Source organism: Ruegeria sp. CDSB136 (assembly GCF_059610965.1).
Genome location: NZ_JBXWOP010000010.1, coordinates 89,238 through 104,505, shown reverse-complemented (window position 1 = coordinate 104,505; position 15,268 = coordinate 89,238). Strand labels below are relative to the sequence as shown.

Here is a 15,268-nt window from a genome sequence, read left to right as displayed (position 1 = left end):
CCGCAGAAAGTCTAGGCCAGCGTATTAGGCCCGGCACGTCAGAGGAGCAAGGGGGAATGGCTGTGATTTCCAGTCTTTTGCCGGTTCAGTTCCGTGAAAGTTGCAGGCCCGACGAGGTAAATGTCACGTCCTTGCCGCTGTTGAGTTCCTCGCGAAACAGATCGGCGATGGCCCGCAATGCGTCCCGGTGTCCGCGCGCAGCGAACCGCTCGGGCGAAGGAACGCGGACCGAGTTGTTGAACCCGGCGGCCGCATGCGCCCAGATTAGCGGATGCAGTTCGGTCAGATGATCGCGGATCAGCCAGTTTGCCGCCTCACGCAGTTGCGAGCGGACAAGATCGGCTTTTTCGTTCAGGCCCACGCCGTTTTGCACGGTAATGGCGCAATAGGCCGACAGCATGTTGATGGTCTGCTGGTCCGGACGACGCTCCAAGATGTCGTGCAGCCCCTCCAGGAAGAACTCGATATCGACCCGAGCGCAGGCTTCCTCATCCAAGGCAATCGCATCGAATTGGACCCAGGTATATCCTCCGGCGCCCCATATTTTTTGCGTTCTGGCGGCGTTGCGCAGGGCCTGAACCTCAAGCTCTTCATAGCTGCCAAACCAGCGCGGCAGCAGATGGCTGCCCATGGCGCGCATGTGACGCTGGTTTTCGGGGTCCAGCGCGATCAGCCGCTCGTACTCGTCCGCTACCCGAACCGACGTGCGGCGTTGACCGGCCAGCAGGGCGCAGCCTGCGGCAGCAACCAACGGGCTGTCTGGCAACACGGCCTTGCACTTGGGCAGAATAGCCGCCGCCCGGTCAAAATGCGCTGCGCAGCGCGACCGGTGCAGCGGTGGCAAGGTCGCATCCAGCGCCGTTCCCCGCCATGCCCAGGCAAGATCAATATGTGCCAGTGCAACGATCAGGGCTATCATCGGGTTGCCGGGGTGTTCCTGCATCACGTCTTCCATATCGGCGACGCCTCCTAGCAGATCATAGTCTGACAGGGCCTTGCCATCCGACAATGCATGTTCAGCGGCCAGAACCACATCCGAGCGTGCACCGAATGCCAGCAAATCAGCAATCGGCAACCCGTCGGGCGCGGTGTCGCGCGCTGCATCAGCTGCCCGCATTTCTGCGGACAGATCTTCCCACCGGTCCTGCCGGGCCAGATGACGGCCGCGTTCAATAGTGGTTCGTCCCACGAAGTCGCCAGCGTTTAGTTGTGCAACGGGAATGTTAAGCTGCCCCTGATCAGGCAGAACGGCGGCAACAGCATCTGCTGCCACCTTGTTTGGCGGCGCAATTTGCCGGGAAGGATTTGTGAAACGGGCAAGATGAGCCCTGAATGACCTGAACATGGCGAAACTCGGAACTGTAACAATAAACGTAACTTACAGCGGAAGTCTGGCCGTAAATCAGCGTCAGTTCAAGTAAATTGCCTGAAACACTTCAGAATCCCGGGTCAATCCGGTCAGTGGCGGCTCATCGTTTCAGAAAACTGTAAAATGATGCCGTTCGACCCGAAAGCCGGCGTTTTCCAAAGTGTTTTCAAAGGCCCGGTGCGGCGGGACCGACTCATCCGGCAGCCGGATACGCTTGCCCGATTTCAACATTAAAGAGACGCGAACCGAGAAGTCCCAGCGAGTGTCGAAGCGGAAAAAATCGATCTCGTTCAGGTCGATTTCACCTTCGCGCCCGCCCGAATGCCACCTGAGGCAATCCCGGTCCAGCGTCAGCCCGGCGCTGGTGTCTTTCACGATGTCCCAGATGGCCGGCAGCGTGGCAAGCGCCAGCACCCCGACCAGCCATAGTGCGGCGTTGAAAAAGATCACGAGCGATATCAGCCCCGCAAAGACGCCGATCAGGATCAGTACAGTGCGGGGCGCGCGGTTTTGCCGGGTGAAGGTAAAGGGCGTCATGCGTCGAGTATGCGTGACACCATTTCCCCGGTGTCCCGCGACAGGTTCGCGGAGTCCTGGATACGTCTCAGTTGTGCGCGCATCAGGGCTTGACGGTCACTGTCATACCGCTTCCATGTCTGGAGGGCCGAGCACATACGCGCGGTGGTCTGCGGGTTGACCGGGTCAAGCCGGATCAGCCAGTCCGCCAGCAGGTCATAACCTGCGCCATCGGCCTGATGGAACCCGGCGTGGTTCATTGCCAGCGCGCCCATCACTGCGCGGAACCGGTTGGGATTCTTCCAGTTGAAATCGGCATGTTCGGTCAGTTTGCGGGCGATGTCTGGCGTCGCATCGGGCGCGGCCATCGCGACCTGCAGGCCGAACCATTTGTCCACGACCAGCCGGTCGTGCTGCCACTGCGTGTAAAATCCGGCCAGTTCCGTCTCACCTTTGCCGGCCCGCAACAGACAAGCCAGGGCCGAGAGTTGAAGGGTCATGTTGTTGGCTGCGCCATACTCTTCTACTGCCTTGGCACCGCCGTCCAGGCGCGAAGTCAGCGACAGAGCGGCACTGCCCAGTGCGCGTTTGCCGGATTGCTCCGCGTCTGGGCTGTAGGGGGCCTGAACCAGGGCTTCGCTGTGCAGGCGGGGCAGCAGGTCCTGCACATGTTGCGCCGTGGCTTGCCGTAATGTCTCGACCGCGCTCCAGATCGCCATCGGATCGGGTGTTTCACCACGGTCGAACAAGGCGGCAGCGAGTTCCGATTGCGTTGGCAGTCCCAGCATAAGGGCGCGGTAAGCCGGATCAAGATCCCGGTTGCGCAGCACGGCCAGCAACCCTTCCAGATAATCGGAATCCGGGGTGGCGTCTTCGGAAATCATTCGTAGCAGTGCGTCCTGCGCCAGTGAACGTCCCGCCTGCCAGCGGTTGAACGGGTCGGTGTCATGGGCCAGCAGGAAAGCGCGTTCGGCATTGGTCTGATCGTGTTCCAGGATCACAGGCGCCGAGAAATCACGCAGGATCGACGGTGTTGGCTTGGCAGCCAGACCGGTAAAGGCAAAGCTCTGTTCCGCTTCCGTCAATTCCAGCATTTCAGTTGCGCGCACCTCGTCGCCGTTCGGCCCCAAAAGGCCAACAGCAACGGGGATCACCTGCGGCAACTTCTCGGTCTGACCCGGTGTGGGTTCTGTCCGCTGGATGAGGGTCAGCGTATAGGTGCCATCGGCCCAGTCCTCTGTTACGGCCACCCGCGGGGTTCCCGACTGGCTGTACCAGCGCTTGAACTGGCTCAGGTCGCGGCCAGCAGTGTCCTCGAACACCTGGATCCAGTCCTCTATGGTGCAGGCCTGCCCGTCATGGCGGTCAAAATAAAGGTCAAGCGCCTTGGAATAGGCCTCATCCCCTACCAGCCGCTTCAGCATGCCGATTACCTCGGCGCCTTTTTCGTAGACGGTCGCGGTGTAGAAGTTGTTGATCTCCTGAAAGCTTTCGGGCCGGACGGGGTGCGATAGCGGCCCGTTATCCTCGGGGAATTGCCGTGCGCGCAGGTCTATGGCGTCGTGGATGCGCTTGACAGGGGCCGAGCGCATGTCGGACGTAAACTGCGCATCGCGGAAGACGGTCAGACCCTCCTTCAGGCACAATTGGAACCAGTCGCGGCAGGTGATCCGGTTGCCGGTCCAGTTATGGAAGTACTCATGGGCGATGATCGCTTCGATCCGTTCGAAATTGGCGTCGGTCGAAGTTTCGGGGCTGGCCAGCACGGCGGAGGAGTTGAAGATGTTCAGCCCCTTGTTCTCCATCGCGCCCATGTTGAAATCATCGACGGCCACGATGTTGAACACATCCAGATCGTATTCGCGGCCATAGACATCTTCGTCCCATTTCATCGACTTCTTCAGCGCTTCCATGCCAAAGGCGCATTTGCCCTCGTCGCCCGGACGAACCCAAAGGTTCAGGTCCACGTCCCGGCCCGACATGGTGGTGAACCGGTCGGGATGGGCGATCAGGTCGCCCGCGACCAGTGCAAACAGATAGGCGGGTTTGGGCCATGGGTCGGTCCATTCGGCCCAGCCTTCGCCTTTGGCCGTGGGGTTGCCATTGGACAGAAGCACGGGAAGGTCGCCATTTATCCGCACGGTGAAGGTCGACATCACATCCGGGCGGTCGGGGTAGAAAGTGATCTTTCGGAACCCCTCGGCCTCGCACTGCGTGCAGTACATGCCGTTCGACATGTAAAGCCCCTCAAGCGCGGTGTTGTTGCCCGGGTCAATCTCGACTTCGGCCTCCCACACGAACGGCGCATCCGGTGCATCCGCAGTCAGGCCCTTGTCGGTGACCTGTGGCGCGATGTCCGCGCCATCAATGGCGGCGCGGATCAGTTTCAGATCCTCGCCGTGCAGGAAAAAGGTTCGGTCCGTTGCTTGGGGATTGGGGTGGAACGCGATGCGCGATGTGACGCGCGTGGCGTGTTCGGCCAGATCAAAGGTCAGATGCACACTGTCCACCAGATAGCCGAAGGGCGTGTAGTCTTTCAGATAGATTGTGGTGGGGGCGGCGTCGCGCATCGGGGGCCTCGCATCGGTTCATGTCTGGCGCGACGTTATGGGTTGCGGCGATGCGCTGCAAGCGGTGCCGGGCACGTAAATCCGGCGTGCTTCTCCTGCGTGCTGACGCCACGCCAATCCGGCAGGTCCGCCGAAAAGCGATGGCGAATATGTTGCCTATCGGAAACTTCCGCTCTAATTGAAGCCGGCATACAGTGGCGTACAATTGCGGGAGATGTCGAATATGAGCAGTAGAGAAGCCCGGAACGGTTTGCAGATCGCCGTTGAACTGGCAGATTTCATCGAAAACCGGGCGCTGCCCGGAACGGGCGTTTCATCCGAGGATTTTTGGTCAGGCCTGTCCCGGATGGTTCAGGAGCTGGGGCCGAAGAACAAAGCGTTGCTGGCAAAACGGGCCGAGATCCAAGGCCGGGTCGACGGCTGGCATCTGGCCCGAACAGGGCAGGATCATGATGCCGCCGCGTATCAGGCTTTCCTGCGAGAGATTGGATACCTTGTCGAGGAAGGTACCGATTTTCGGATCGAAACCGCCAAGGTCGATCCGGAGATTGCTCTGACACCCGGGCCTCAGCTGGTGGTGCCAATCACCAACGCCCGCTTTGCGCTGAACGCCGCCAACGCACGATGGGGCAGCCTGTATGATGCGCTTTATGGCACCGACGCGATGGGCGATCTGCCCGTGGGTAAAGGATACGATACCGCTCGGGGTGCCCGCGTGATCGCGTGGGCCAAGGCATTTCTGGATGACGCAGTGCCGCTGGAAAATGGCTCGTGGTACGACGTTTCGGACCTGAGCGCCGAAGGCGGTGCGCTGGTGCCCGCACTGGCCGATCCCGCAGGTTTCGTTGGCTTTGGCGGTTCCGCTGACAAGCCTGAGTTCGTGGTACTGAAGAATAACGGTCTTCACGTGCAGATCATGATCGACCCGTCCAGCAATATTGGTGCCTCCGACCCCGCAGGCATCGCTGATGTGCGCCTGGAATCGGCGCTGTCCACTATCATGGACTGCGAAGATTCGGTGGCTTGCGTGGATGCCGCCGACAAGGTTGTTGCCTACAGCAACTGGCTGGGTCTGATGAAGGGCGACCTGACCGAAGAGGTTTCGAAAGGTGGCCGGACATTCACCCGAAAGCTGGCTGGCGACGTTGAATACACCGCCGTTGGCGGCGAAACCGCGGCGCTGAAGGGCCGCTCGCTGATGTTGATCCGAAACGTCGGCCATCTGATGACCAACCCCGCCGTTCTGGATGGCGAGGGTAATGAGATCGGCGAGGGGTTGATGGATGCGCTTTGCACCACGCTGATCGCGATGCACGATCTGCGGCGCGAGGGGGGCAACTCGGTCGCAGGGTCGGTTTACGTGGTCAAGCCCAAGATGCACGGGCCGGAAGAAGTGGCGTTCTCGGTCGAAATTTTCGACATGGTCGAGGATATTCTGGGCTTGCCGCGAAACACCGTGAAACTGGGTATCATGGATGAGGAGCGCCGCACATCGGTCAACCTAAAGGAATGTATCCGCGCTGCAAAATCGCGGGTGGCCTTTATCAATACCGGCTTTCTGGACCGCACCGGGGATGAGATTCACACCTCGATGGAGGCCGGCCCGATGCTGCCGAAAGGCGACATCAAGAACACGCCCTGGATTGCGTCCTATGAGGATCGCAACGTTGATATCGGTCTGGCCTGCGGCCTGAAGGGCAAGGCTCAGATCGGAAAGGGCATGTGGGCGATGCCCGACCGGATGGGCGACATGCTGGACCAAAAGATCGGCCACCCGAAATCCGGCGCGACCTGTGCCTGGGTGCCTTCCCCAACCGCCGCTACACTGCACGCGACCCACTATCACAAGGTTGATGTTCTGGCCCGTCAGGACGAACTGGCGGCCGGCGGCGCGCGCGGCACGCTTGAGGATCTGCTGACCGTGCCCCTGCTGGGCGGGCGCAACCTGAGCGAAGAGGAAATCACTCGTGAGGTCGAGAACAACGCGCAAGGCATTCTGGGTTATGTTGTGCGGTGGGTCGATCAGGGTGTCGGATGCTCGAAAGTGCCGGACATTCATGACATCGGCCTGATGGAGGACCGCGCGACCTGCCGGATTTCCTCGCAAGCGCTGGCCAACTGGCTGCACCATGATGTGATGGACGAAGGTCAGGTGATGGCCGCAATGCGCAAGATGGCGGCCGTGGTCGATCGCCAGAATGCGAATGATCCGGAATATTCTCCAATGGCGCCCGGTTTTGATGGTATCGCCTTTCAGGCGGCTTGCGATCTGGTTTTCAAGGGGCGGGTGCAGCCCTCGGGCTATACCGAGCCGGTTTTGCATGCACGGCGGCTGGAAAAGAAAGCCAGTTTGGGTTGAGCTGCACGGGCGGGAACGAGGGGGCTGTCTGCCCCCTCGCGCTCCCCCGAGGATACTTTGGGCCAGATGAAAGGGATCAGGGATGGCTATTTCCTTGCGCAAGGCGCGCACCATCATTCGAAAGTCGTTGGAAAAAGCGCATGAGATGGAGTTGAAGCCACTCTCGGTGGTTGTGTTGGATGCCGGCGGTCACGTCATCGCATTCGAGCGTGAGGACGGCGCGGCCCCGGGGCGCTTTGGAATAGCGCACGGCAAGGCTTATGGGGCGGTCATGTTGGGCATGGCGGGTACTGCGCAGATGCAGCGCGCCGAGGCTCAGGCCTATTTCATGGCGGCGGTAAATGGCGTTTATGGCGGTCAGGTCGTGCCTGTTCCGGGTGGCGTCCTGCTGCGCGACAAAAAGGGTGCCGTGATTGGTGCGGTTGGGGTGACGGGCGATACGTCGGACAACGACGCGGCGGCGGCCCTGGCTGGCATCGAAGCCGCAGGTCTGACGGGCGAGATCTGACACGCAACGTTATGTCGTGGCCGGTGTGGAGACTGAAGAACCGCCATTTGGAACTCCTTCCCGCTTCTAGTGATCTTGCTGGAACAATTTCCTGAATATTGATCGAAAATTGGGAAAAATTGTGCACTTGTGAACAGGAGCTTGCGCTGAGATGCAGGGTGTGTGCTATTGCACGTCTCATCTGCCGCCGATAGTTTTCAGCTAGATCTGGAAACGTTTTGGAAAACAACAATGTCACGACCCGTGGTTGGTATCATCGGAAACTCGTATCTGATGAAGGATCAATACCCGACGCATGCCGGCGGTACGATGAATTCCGATGCGGTGGCGAATGTTTCGGGCTGCCTGCCGATGCTGATCCCGGCAGACCCCAGATATGTATCCGTCGATGAACTGCTTGAGGTCTGCGACGGCTTCCTGCTGACAGGTGGGCGCCCCAATGTTCACCCGGAGGAGTATGGCGAACTGGCCACTGAAGCGCATGGGGAATTCGACCGGGCGCGCGATGCGATAACTTTGCCACTGGTCCGGGCCTGTGTTGAGCGAGGTCAGCCGTTTTTTGGAATTTGCCGTGGGTTTCAGGAAGTCAACGTGGCATTGGGCGGGACGCTATACCCCGAAATCCGTGATCTGCCCGGGCGCATGAACCACCGGATGCCGCCCGACGGTACGTTGGAAGAGAAATTCGCCCTGCGCCATGTCGTGACACTGGCCGAGGGTGGTGTGTTCCACCGCCTGATGGGCGCGACCGAGGTGATGACCAACACGTTGCACGGGCAGGGGATCAAGAAAGTCGGCCACAGGATCGAAATCGACGGCCATGCACCGGACGGCACGCCCGAGGCGATCTATGTCAAAGACGCCCCGGGATTTACCCTGTCCGTACAGTGGCATCCGGAATGGGATGCTGTGAATGATCCTGTGTCACGGCCATTGTTCGAAGCATTTGGAGCGGCGGTGCGGGCCTGGGCGACTGGATCGGAAGCTGGACTGTTTCAACAAACCGCGTGACTTGCGCCGGCCCCGCAAAACGGGACCGGTCGGGTTGCATCAAACCACCAGATTGAACTGATTGATCAGCGGCAGAGACCGAGCGCGTTCTCCGGTCAGGTCAAAAAGCGCGTTGCCCAGTGCCGGCATTGATGGCGGCGTGCCGGGTTCTCCTGCGCCACCCAGGTGACGGTTGGTTTCCAGTACGCGCACTTCGACTTCCGGGGCCGTGTGCATACGCATGGCGTCATAGTCGGGGAAGTTGAACTGCTCGACCTCGCCATCGGCAAAGGTTATTGCACCAAAGCAGGCCGCTGACAGGCCGTACATCATGCCGCCGAACATCTGCGCCTTGATGTTATCGGGGTCCAGCGCAATGCCCATATCGCAGGCAATCCAAGCCTTGCTGATGCGGATGCTGCCGTCTTCGTCAACGACTTCGATCACTTGCGCTACCGGAGTGCCGAAGCTGTAGGTGAAGGCGACCCCGCGGCCAACTCCGTCCGGGGTCTGGCCGGTCCAGCCCGACATGTCGCGCACCGCTTCCAGACACCCGGCCGATGGCGCGTGTTCGTTCTTCATCAGCTCCAGCCGGAATTCCAGCGGGTCGCGGCCGGCGGCATGGGCCATTTCATCCATGAAAGTTTCGTGGAAGAACCCGTTGTGGCTGTTGCCGACCGAACGCCAGAAGCCGACGGGAATATCCAGATCGGCGATGTGGCCGCTGATGCGATAGTTCGGCACGGCATATGGCTGGTTGAACAGCCCTTCGACAAGTACCTTGTCGGGGCCGCCGCCGGCGAACCCGGTCACGCGAGACACGGCCTGATGTGTGCAGGATTGCGAGGCGACCCGACCGTCAATCAGGACCGCCTGACCGTCTTTGACCGCACCGCGCATCCGGGCTATTGCGCCGGGACGATAGAAGTCGTGGCGCATGTCCTCTTCCCGGCTCCAGGTCGTCAGAACCGGCGTGTTCGGCATGGCCAAGGCGATTTTTGTGGCGATGACCCCAAAGTCAAACTCCAGCCGACGGCCATAGCCCCCGCCCAGATAGGTGGTATGAACCTCAACAGCATCGGTTTCGAGATTGGCCGCCTCGGCAATTTTGATCTGCATGAAGGTCGGGGCCTGATTGCCGCCCCAGAATTCCAGTTTGTTGCCGGAAAACAGCGCGGCGGCCGTCATCGGTTCCATTGTCGCGTGGGCCAGATAAGGCACGGTGTATTCCGCGGATATCTCGGTGGCGCCGTCCGGCAGAGTGCTGACGTCGCCGTCATCGCGCATGGTCGAGTTCGGGTCGTTCTCGAACGCCTCGCTGATCCTGGCAAAGATTGCCTCTGTCCCGGGCGGATAGGGCGCGTCGCCCCAATCCACGTCAATGGCTTCGACTGCCTGATTGGCCAGCCATGTATTGGTGGCAATGACAGCAACGCCAGTGCCCAGATCGACGATTTTCTCGACCCCAGGCATTGACTTCGCGGCGGTGTCGTCAAAGCCGTTCATCTGGCCACCCAGTTTCGGGTTCATGCGGACCGAGGCGAACTTCATTCCGGGCAGGCGTACATCGATTGCGAATTCGGCCGTGCCGGTCGCCTTTTCGGCCATGTCCAGACGCGGTTGGGTCTGGCCAAGGTAACGCCATTCCGAGGGGTCACGCAGCGGTGCCTCGATCGGGTCGAGCTTGGCCACATCCTCGGCCAGTTCGGTGTAGGGTATCTTGTCGCCATTCGGGGCAATCACATGGCCCGAGGCCGTGTTCAGGGCACTGCGGTCCACGCCCAGACGGTCGGCCGCAGCCTGTTTCAGCGTTTCGCGGGCCGAGGCGCCGGCTTCCCGCATCCGCTCGAACCCGTCCTTCATCGAGGTCGAGCCGCCAGTCACATGCAGGCTGAGCACTTTGCCGATCCCGCCCAAAGCTTCACCCAGATTGTGCTGGAAATCAGAGATGTCGTAGCCCTTGTTCGGCAAGCCTTCACCGATCATGGCCGTGTTGTAATAGGCTTGCGCCGCCGGGCCGTGCAGGACGGTGATCTGGTCCAGTTCCACGTCCAGTTCTTCCGCGATCAGTGCGGCCCAGGTGGTTTTCACGCTCTGCCCCATCTCGGCGCGGGGTGCAAAGAGGGTAACGCCGTTCTGGTCGATCAGAACGAACGGGTTCAGCGCCGCCTCGCCTTTGCCGGGTTTGAGCGGATTGGCAACTGGGCGGCTGACATAGTAGGCGCCGAACGCCACGCCGCCGACAATTGCGGCTGAACCGATCAGGAACGTGCGGCGGAGGATTTTACCAACAGATGCCATAATTTACGCCTCGTTTATCTTGGACGCCGCATCGTGAATCGCGGCGCGAATGCGGGGATAGGTGCCGCAGCGGCACAGGTTGCCCTGCATCGCCTCGTCGATATCACTGTCGCTTGGGGCGGGGTTTTCCGCCAGCAGCGCAGCGGCCTGCATGATCTGGCCCGACTGGCAATAACCGCATTGCGCGACCTGATGATCGACCCAGGCCTGCTGTATGGTCGCCATCGCGTCCGGGGTGCCGATACCTTCTATTGTGGTCACGTCACCCCAAACGTCCGATAGCGCAACCTGGCACGAGCGTACCGCCTCGCCATCAATATGGACGGTGCAGGCCCCACAGGCTGCCACGCCGCAGCCGAATTTGGTCCCGGTCAGGCCGACCTCATCCCGCAAGACCCAAAGCAGGGGGACGTCATCGGGCAGGTCAATCTGATGCTGCTTTCCATTGATCTTAAGGGCGGTCGCCATGGCGCACCTCTCGTAGCTGTCGCGGTTTCTGACACAATTGTTGAAAAGTGTCAGGATGTCAATTGACAAAATAAACAAAAAATGTCACGAATTTGAGCATGACAGAAGCAGTTGGCGATATACGGCAAAAAGCGATCCTGGACTCGGCCTTTCAGGCATTTGCTACGTACGGATTTCGCAAGACATCAATGGACGACATAGCGCGGGGCGCGGGGATGTCCCGACCGGCCGTGTATCTGCACTACAAGAACAAAGAAGCGATCGTCAGAAAGCTGACCGAACTCTACTATGCGGAAAAAAGCGCAGCGGTTGCTGCCGCGCTGGCGTCGCCCGGTTCCGTGCCGGACGTGTTGAAGCGAGCAATACGGGCGCAGACCGAAGGAATGGCAGCCATTCTGGCGCTGCCGCACGGGCTTGAACTGCTGGATAACACCAAGTCCATGTCTTCCGAGATCATCTCGGAGGGGGAGGCCATGCTGGCGGGGCTTTACGCAGACTGGCTGTCACACCAACAACAAGCTGGGCGCGTTCGGTTGTTCGCGGACGCGGTTGAAACCGGCCGGACCATTTCAGCGACGCTCAAGGGATTAAAACTGACCGGAGCGGGTGCCGAGGTTTACGAACAACAGGTAGGCCAAGTGGCCGACCTGTTCGGTGCCGGGCTCGAGGTCAGGTGACGCGCTGGCGAATTTTGTATTCCGGCGCGTCCCACAATCTGTTCTGCATGATATCTGCAAGAATTTCGACCGCGCGTTCGACATCCTGTTCATCGATATAAAGCGGCGTGAAGCCAAAGCGCATAATGTCCGGGGCCCGGAAATCTCCGATCACGCCGTGTGCGATCAGGGCCTGCATCGCGGCATAGCCCTCGGTGAAGTGGAATGAGACCTGACTGCCGCGCAGGTTCGGATCTCGCGGGCTGGCCAGATGCAGACCAGGGCAGGTGGCTTCGACGCGCGCAACGAAAAGCTCGGTCAGTTCGATGGACTTGGCCCGCACGTCGTTCATGTCTGCCAGATCCCAGACATCCATTGCTGATGCAAGCGCGCTCATCTGAATGACCGGGGGGGTGCCGACCCGCATTCTTTCGATCCCGCTGCCCGGACGGTAATCCAGATCAAAGGCAAATGGCGCTTCGTGACCCAGCCAGCCGGACAGTGCGGGCCTGACGCTGTCAGCCAGACGTGGTGCGACATAGATAAAGGCTGGCGCGCCCGGACCACCGTTGAGGTATTTGTATGTGCAGCCCACTGCAAAATCTGCGTTGCAGCCCGACAGGTCAACGGGGATTGCGCCCGCAGAATGGGCCAGGTCCCAGACCGTAACTGTGCCGTTCGAATGCGCCTGTTCCGTCAGCGCCTTCATGTCGTGCATGCGTCCCGAGCGATAGTCCACTTCCGTCAGCATCAGAACGGCAACGTCTTCGGTAATGTTCGCGGCCACGTCCTCGGGGGCGACCACACGCAATTCATAATCCGGTCCGAGTGAGCGCAGAAGCCCGTCCGCCATGTAAAGGTCCGAGGGGAAGTTTCCGTTGTCCGACAGAACAACCTTGCGGTTGGGGCACAGCTCCAGCGCGGACGCCACGGCCTGATATACCTTGATCGACAATGTGTCGCCGACCACAACGCTGCCGGGTTCGGCCCCAATCAGCCGCCCGATACGATCACCCAGCCCGGTCGGCATTCCCATCCAGCCTGCCTTGTTCCAGCCGGTGATCAGCATTTGCCCCCATTCGTTGGCCATCATGTCCTGCACACGTGCGCCCGCCGCCTTGGGCAAGGGACCGAGCGAATTGCCATCCAGATAAATCACGCCCTCGGGCAGGTCGAACATGGCTTTGGTTGCGGCAAAATCGGTCATTCAGTGCTCATCTCATTGTGCTTCGGATCAGTGTTTCCACGGGCCTATCTGATCGGATACCGCCTGTCCATCGATGCGACATCCTGAGCTTTGCCATTTTGGCCCGAAAGCGGTAGGACGTCGTTCAGAAGCGACATGATCGCGCGTGTCGTCAATCACAGGAAATGTGCGTGCAACGGATTGATGTACCACCCGTCTGGCTTTTGGGATTCGCCGTGCTCGCGTGGCTGCAGGGACGTCATCTGTCGTTGGATCTGTCGCTGGAAAGCGGCCTGACCGATCTTTTGAGTGGCATCCTGATCGGAGGGGGCATCCTTCTGGCCGTGTTGGCCATCGTCGAATTCCGCCGCCACAAAACCACCGTCATTCCGCACGAAACACCGACCGCGATGGTACGCTCGGGCATCTACAAGCGCAGCCGCAATCCGATTTATCTGGGGGATGTTCTGATCCTGGCCGGTCTGATTCTGCGTTTTGATGCAGTGCTTTCTCTGGTTTTGGTGCCGGTCTTTGCCTGGGTCCTGGAACGCCGTTTTATCCTGCCGGAAGAAGACCGCCTGCGCCGGACATTCCGCGCCGATTTTGCCCGTTATGAACGGGAAACACGGCGGTGGATATGAGTGGGTTGCGGCGATGATCCAACGTCAAAAATGCTGCGCTTGCGAAATAATGTTGCGCAGGATACATGTTTGCTTATCAAACAATACCGACCACCTGCTCAGATTGAGTCAAAATTAGGGGGATAGCACCGGTGAAAATAGGCACACCGAAGGAAAGACTGGACGGAGAGAACCGGGTTGCGATGACGCCGGACTCTGCCGTGCAATTGCAGAAGCTGGGCTATGAGTGCCTGATCGAGAAGGGCGCGGGTGCCGCTGCCGGGTTCTCGGATGCGGCCTATGAGGCTGCGGGTGTCGAGGTGGTCAAGACCGCGGCGGCGCTTTGGAAGGCGGCTGATATCGTCGCCAAGGTGCGCCAACCGACCGATGTGGAATTGAAGCGGCTGACCAAGGGCAAGACGCTGATCTCGTTCTTCAACCCTGCGGGCAACGAAGAAGGCATGGAACTGGCCAAATCCAAGGGCGCAAACGTGATCGCCATGGAAATGGTGCCGCGTATTTCGCGCGCGCAGAAGATGGACGCGCTGTCGTCGATGGCCAATATCGCGGGTTACCGCGCCGTGATCGAGGCGGGCAACAACTTTGGTCGCTTTTTCACCGGTCAGGTGACGGCGGCAGGTAAAGTGCCGCCTGCAAAGGTGCTGATCGTTGGCGCCGGTGTGGCCGGTCTGGCGGCCATCGGGACCTCGACCTCGCTGGGCGCGATCACCTATGCGTTCGACGTGCGCCCGGAAGTGGCCGAGCAGGTCGAGTCCATGGGTGCTGAATTCGTCTATCTGGACTTTGAAGAAGACCAGCAGGACGGCGCGGCCACCGGCGGTTATGCCTCGGTCCAGTCCGAAGAGTTCCGCAACGCGCAGCTGGCCAAGTTCCGCGAACTTGCGCCCGAGATGGACATCGTCATCACCACGGCGCTGATCCCGAACCGCGAAGCGCCCGAGCTTTGGACCAAGGACATGGTTGAAAGCATGAAGCCCGGCTCGGTGATCGTCGATCTGGCGGCGGAAAAGGGCGGCAACTGCAAGCTGACCGTGGCGGACGAGAAGATCGTGACCGACAATGGCGTGACCATTATCGGATATACCGACTTCCCCAGCCGGATGGCAGCACAGTCCTCGTCTTTGTATGCGACCAACATCCGTCACATGATGACCGACCTGACGCCCGAAAAGGACGGTCAGATCAATCACGACATGGAAGATGACGTCATTCGCGGCTCGACTGTGACCTATGAGGGCGAGATTACCTTCCCGCCGCCGCCGCCGAAAGTGCAGGCGATTGCGGCGCAGAAGAAACCGGAAGTCAAGGAACTGACCCCGGAAGAGAAGAAGGCGCAGGAGATTGCGGCCTTCAAGGCGCAGACCAAGCAGCAGTTCACACTGCTGGGTGTTGGTGGTGCGCTGATGTTGCTGGTGGGGCTGATCGCTCCGGCCAGTTTCATGCAGCACTTCATCGTCTTTGTGCTGGCGATCTTTGTGGGCTTCCAGGTGATCTGGAATGTTTCGCACAGCTTGCACACTCCGCTGATGGCGATCACCAACGCGATCTCGTCGATCATCATCGTTGGGGCCTTGATGCAGATCGGATCAGGATCGTTCCTGGTCATTCTGCTGGCGGCGCTGTCCGTCTTCATGGCCGGGATCAACATCTTCGGTGGCTTCCTCGTAACCCGGCGCATGCTTGCCATGTTCCAGAAATCTTAAG

The 15,268-nt window shown here is 60.1% G+C and carries 12 protein-coding genes; 6 read left to right on the top strand and 6 right to left on the bottom strand.

Annotated features, from left to right (window positions below; genetic code table 11):
- Positions 1-85: 85 nt before the first annotated feature.
- The 3 genes from AC2FIR_RS12465 to pepN form a co-directional block, all read right to left on the bottom strand.
- Positions 86-1,273, bottom strand: a complete 1,188-nt coding sequence (locus tag AC2FIR_RS12465; RefSeq protein ID WP_496762453.1) for a hypothetical protein — start codon at positions 1,271-1,273, stop codon at positions 86-88.
- 204 nt (positions 1,274-1,477) lie between these two features.
- Complete coding sequence (locus AC2FIR_RS12460) at positions 1,478-1,906, bottom strand: hypothetical protein (RefSeq protein WP_496746083.1); 429 nt, start codon at positions 1,904-1,906, stop codon at positions 1,478-1,480.
- Complete coding sequence (pepN, locus tag AC2FIR_RS12455) at positions 1,903-4,455, bottom strand: aminopeptidase N (RefSeq protein WP_496746085.1); 2,553 nt, start codon at positions 4,453-4,455, stop codon at positions 1,903-1,905. Before pepN ends, AC2FIR_RS12460 begins: the two co-directional genes overlap by 4 nt.
- 223 nt (positions 4,456-4,678) lie before the next feature.
- Between pepN and AC2FIR_RS12450 the strand changes: the two genes are divergently transcribed.
- From AC2FIR_RS12450 to AC2FIR_RS12440, 3 genes are all read left to right on the top strand, one after another.
- Positions 4,679-6,814 carry a malate synthase G gene (locus AC2FIR_RS12450; protein ID WP_496746087.1) on the top strand — a complete coding sequence of 712 codons (2,136 nt, stop codon included), beginning with the start codon at positions 4,679-4,681 and terminating at the stop codon, positions 6,812-6,814.
- Positions 6,815-6,896: 82 nt separating this feature from the next.
- Positions 6,897-7,322 carry a GlcG/HbpS family heme-binding protein gene (locus AC2FIR_RS12445; protein ID WP_170615294.1) on the top strand — a complete coding sequence of 142 codons (426 nt, stop codon included), beginning with the start codon at positions 6,897-6,899 and terminating at the stop codon, positions 7,320-7,322.
- A gap of 231 nt (positions 7,323-7,553) precedes the next feature.
- Positions 7,554-8,333: a gamma-glutamyl-gamma-aminobutyrate hydrolase family protein gene (locus AC2FIR_RS12440; RefSeq protein ID WP_496762450.1), complete on the top strand. Its 780-nt coding sequence runs from the start codon at positions 7,554-7,556 to the stop codon at positions 8,331-8,333.
- Positions 8,334-8,372: 39 nt separating this feature from the next.
- On the opposite strand, the gene AC2FIR_RS12435 is transcribed toward AC2FIR_RS12440, so the two are convergent.
- Together AC2FIR_RS12435 and AC2FIR_RS12430 are read right to left on the bottom strand one after the other, a co-directional pair.
- The gene (locus AC2FIR_RS12435) at positions 8,373-10,613 is read right to left on the bottom strand and encodes a xanthine dehydrogenase family protein molybdopterin-binding subunit (RefSeq protein ID WP_496746089.1); all 2,241 of its coding nucleotides are present in this window, start codon (positions 10,611-10,613) and stop codon (positions 8,373-8,375) included.
- A 3-nt stretch (positions 10,614-10,616) separates the two neighbouring features.
- Positions 10,617-11,081 carry a 2Fe-2S iron-sulfur cluster-binding protein gene (locus AC2FIR_RS12430; protein WP_321254096.1) on the bottom strand — a complete coding sequence of 155 codons (465 nt, stop codon included), beginning with the start codon at positions 11,079-11,081 and terminating at the stop codon, positions 10,617-10,619.
- Positions 11,082-11,179: 98 nt separating this feature from the next.
- Between AC2FIR_RS12430 and AC2FIR_RS12425 the strand changes: the two genes are divergently transcribed.
- Positions 11,180-11,758: a TetR/AcrR family transcriptional regulator gene (locus AC2FIR_RS12425; protein ID WP_170615298.1), complete on the top strand. Its 579-nt coding sequence runs from the start codon at positions 11,180-11,182 to the stop codon at positions 11,756-11,758.
- Here AC2FIR_RS12425 and kynU read toward each other — a convergent pair.
- Positions 11,751-12,944: a kynureninase gene (gene kynU, locus AC2FIR_RS12420; RefSeq protein WP_496746091.1), complete on the bottom strand. Its 1,194-nt coding sequence runs from the start codon at positions 12,942-12,944 to the stop codon at positions 11,751-11,753. The two genes, AC2FIR_RS12425 and kynU, sit on opposite strands and share 8 nt — an antisense overlap.
- A 170-nt stretch (positions 12,945-13,114) precedes the next feature.
- Here kynU and AC2FIR_RS12415 point away from each other — a divergent pair, with 170 nt between their 5' ends.
- Together AC2FIR_RS12415 and AC2FIR_RS12410 are read left to right on the top strand one after the other, a co-directional pair.
- Entirely contained in the window at positions 13,115-13,564 is a 450-nt protein-coding gene (locus AC2FIR_RS12415) for a methyltransferase family protein (RefSeq protein ID WP_496746093.1), read from the top strand.
- A 131-nt stretch (positions 13,565-13,695) separates the two neighbouring features.
- Positions 13,696-15,267 (top strand): Re/Si-specific NAD(P)(+) transhydrogenase subunit alpha, encoded by a 1,572-nt coding sequence (locus AC2FIR_RS12410; RefSeq protein WP_170677877.1) that lies wholly within the window; start codon positions 13,696-13,698, stop codon positions 15,265-15,267.
- Position 15,268 lies beyond the last annotated feature (1 nt).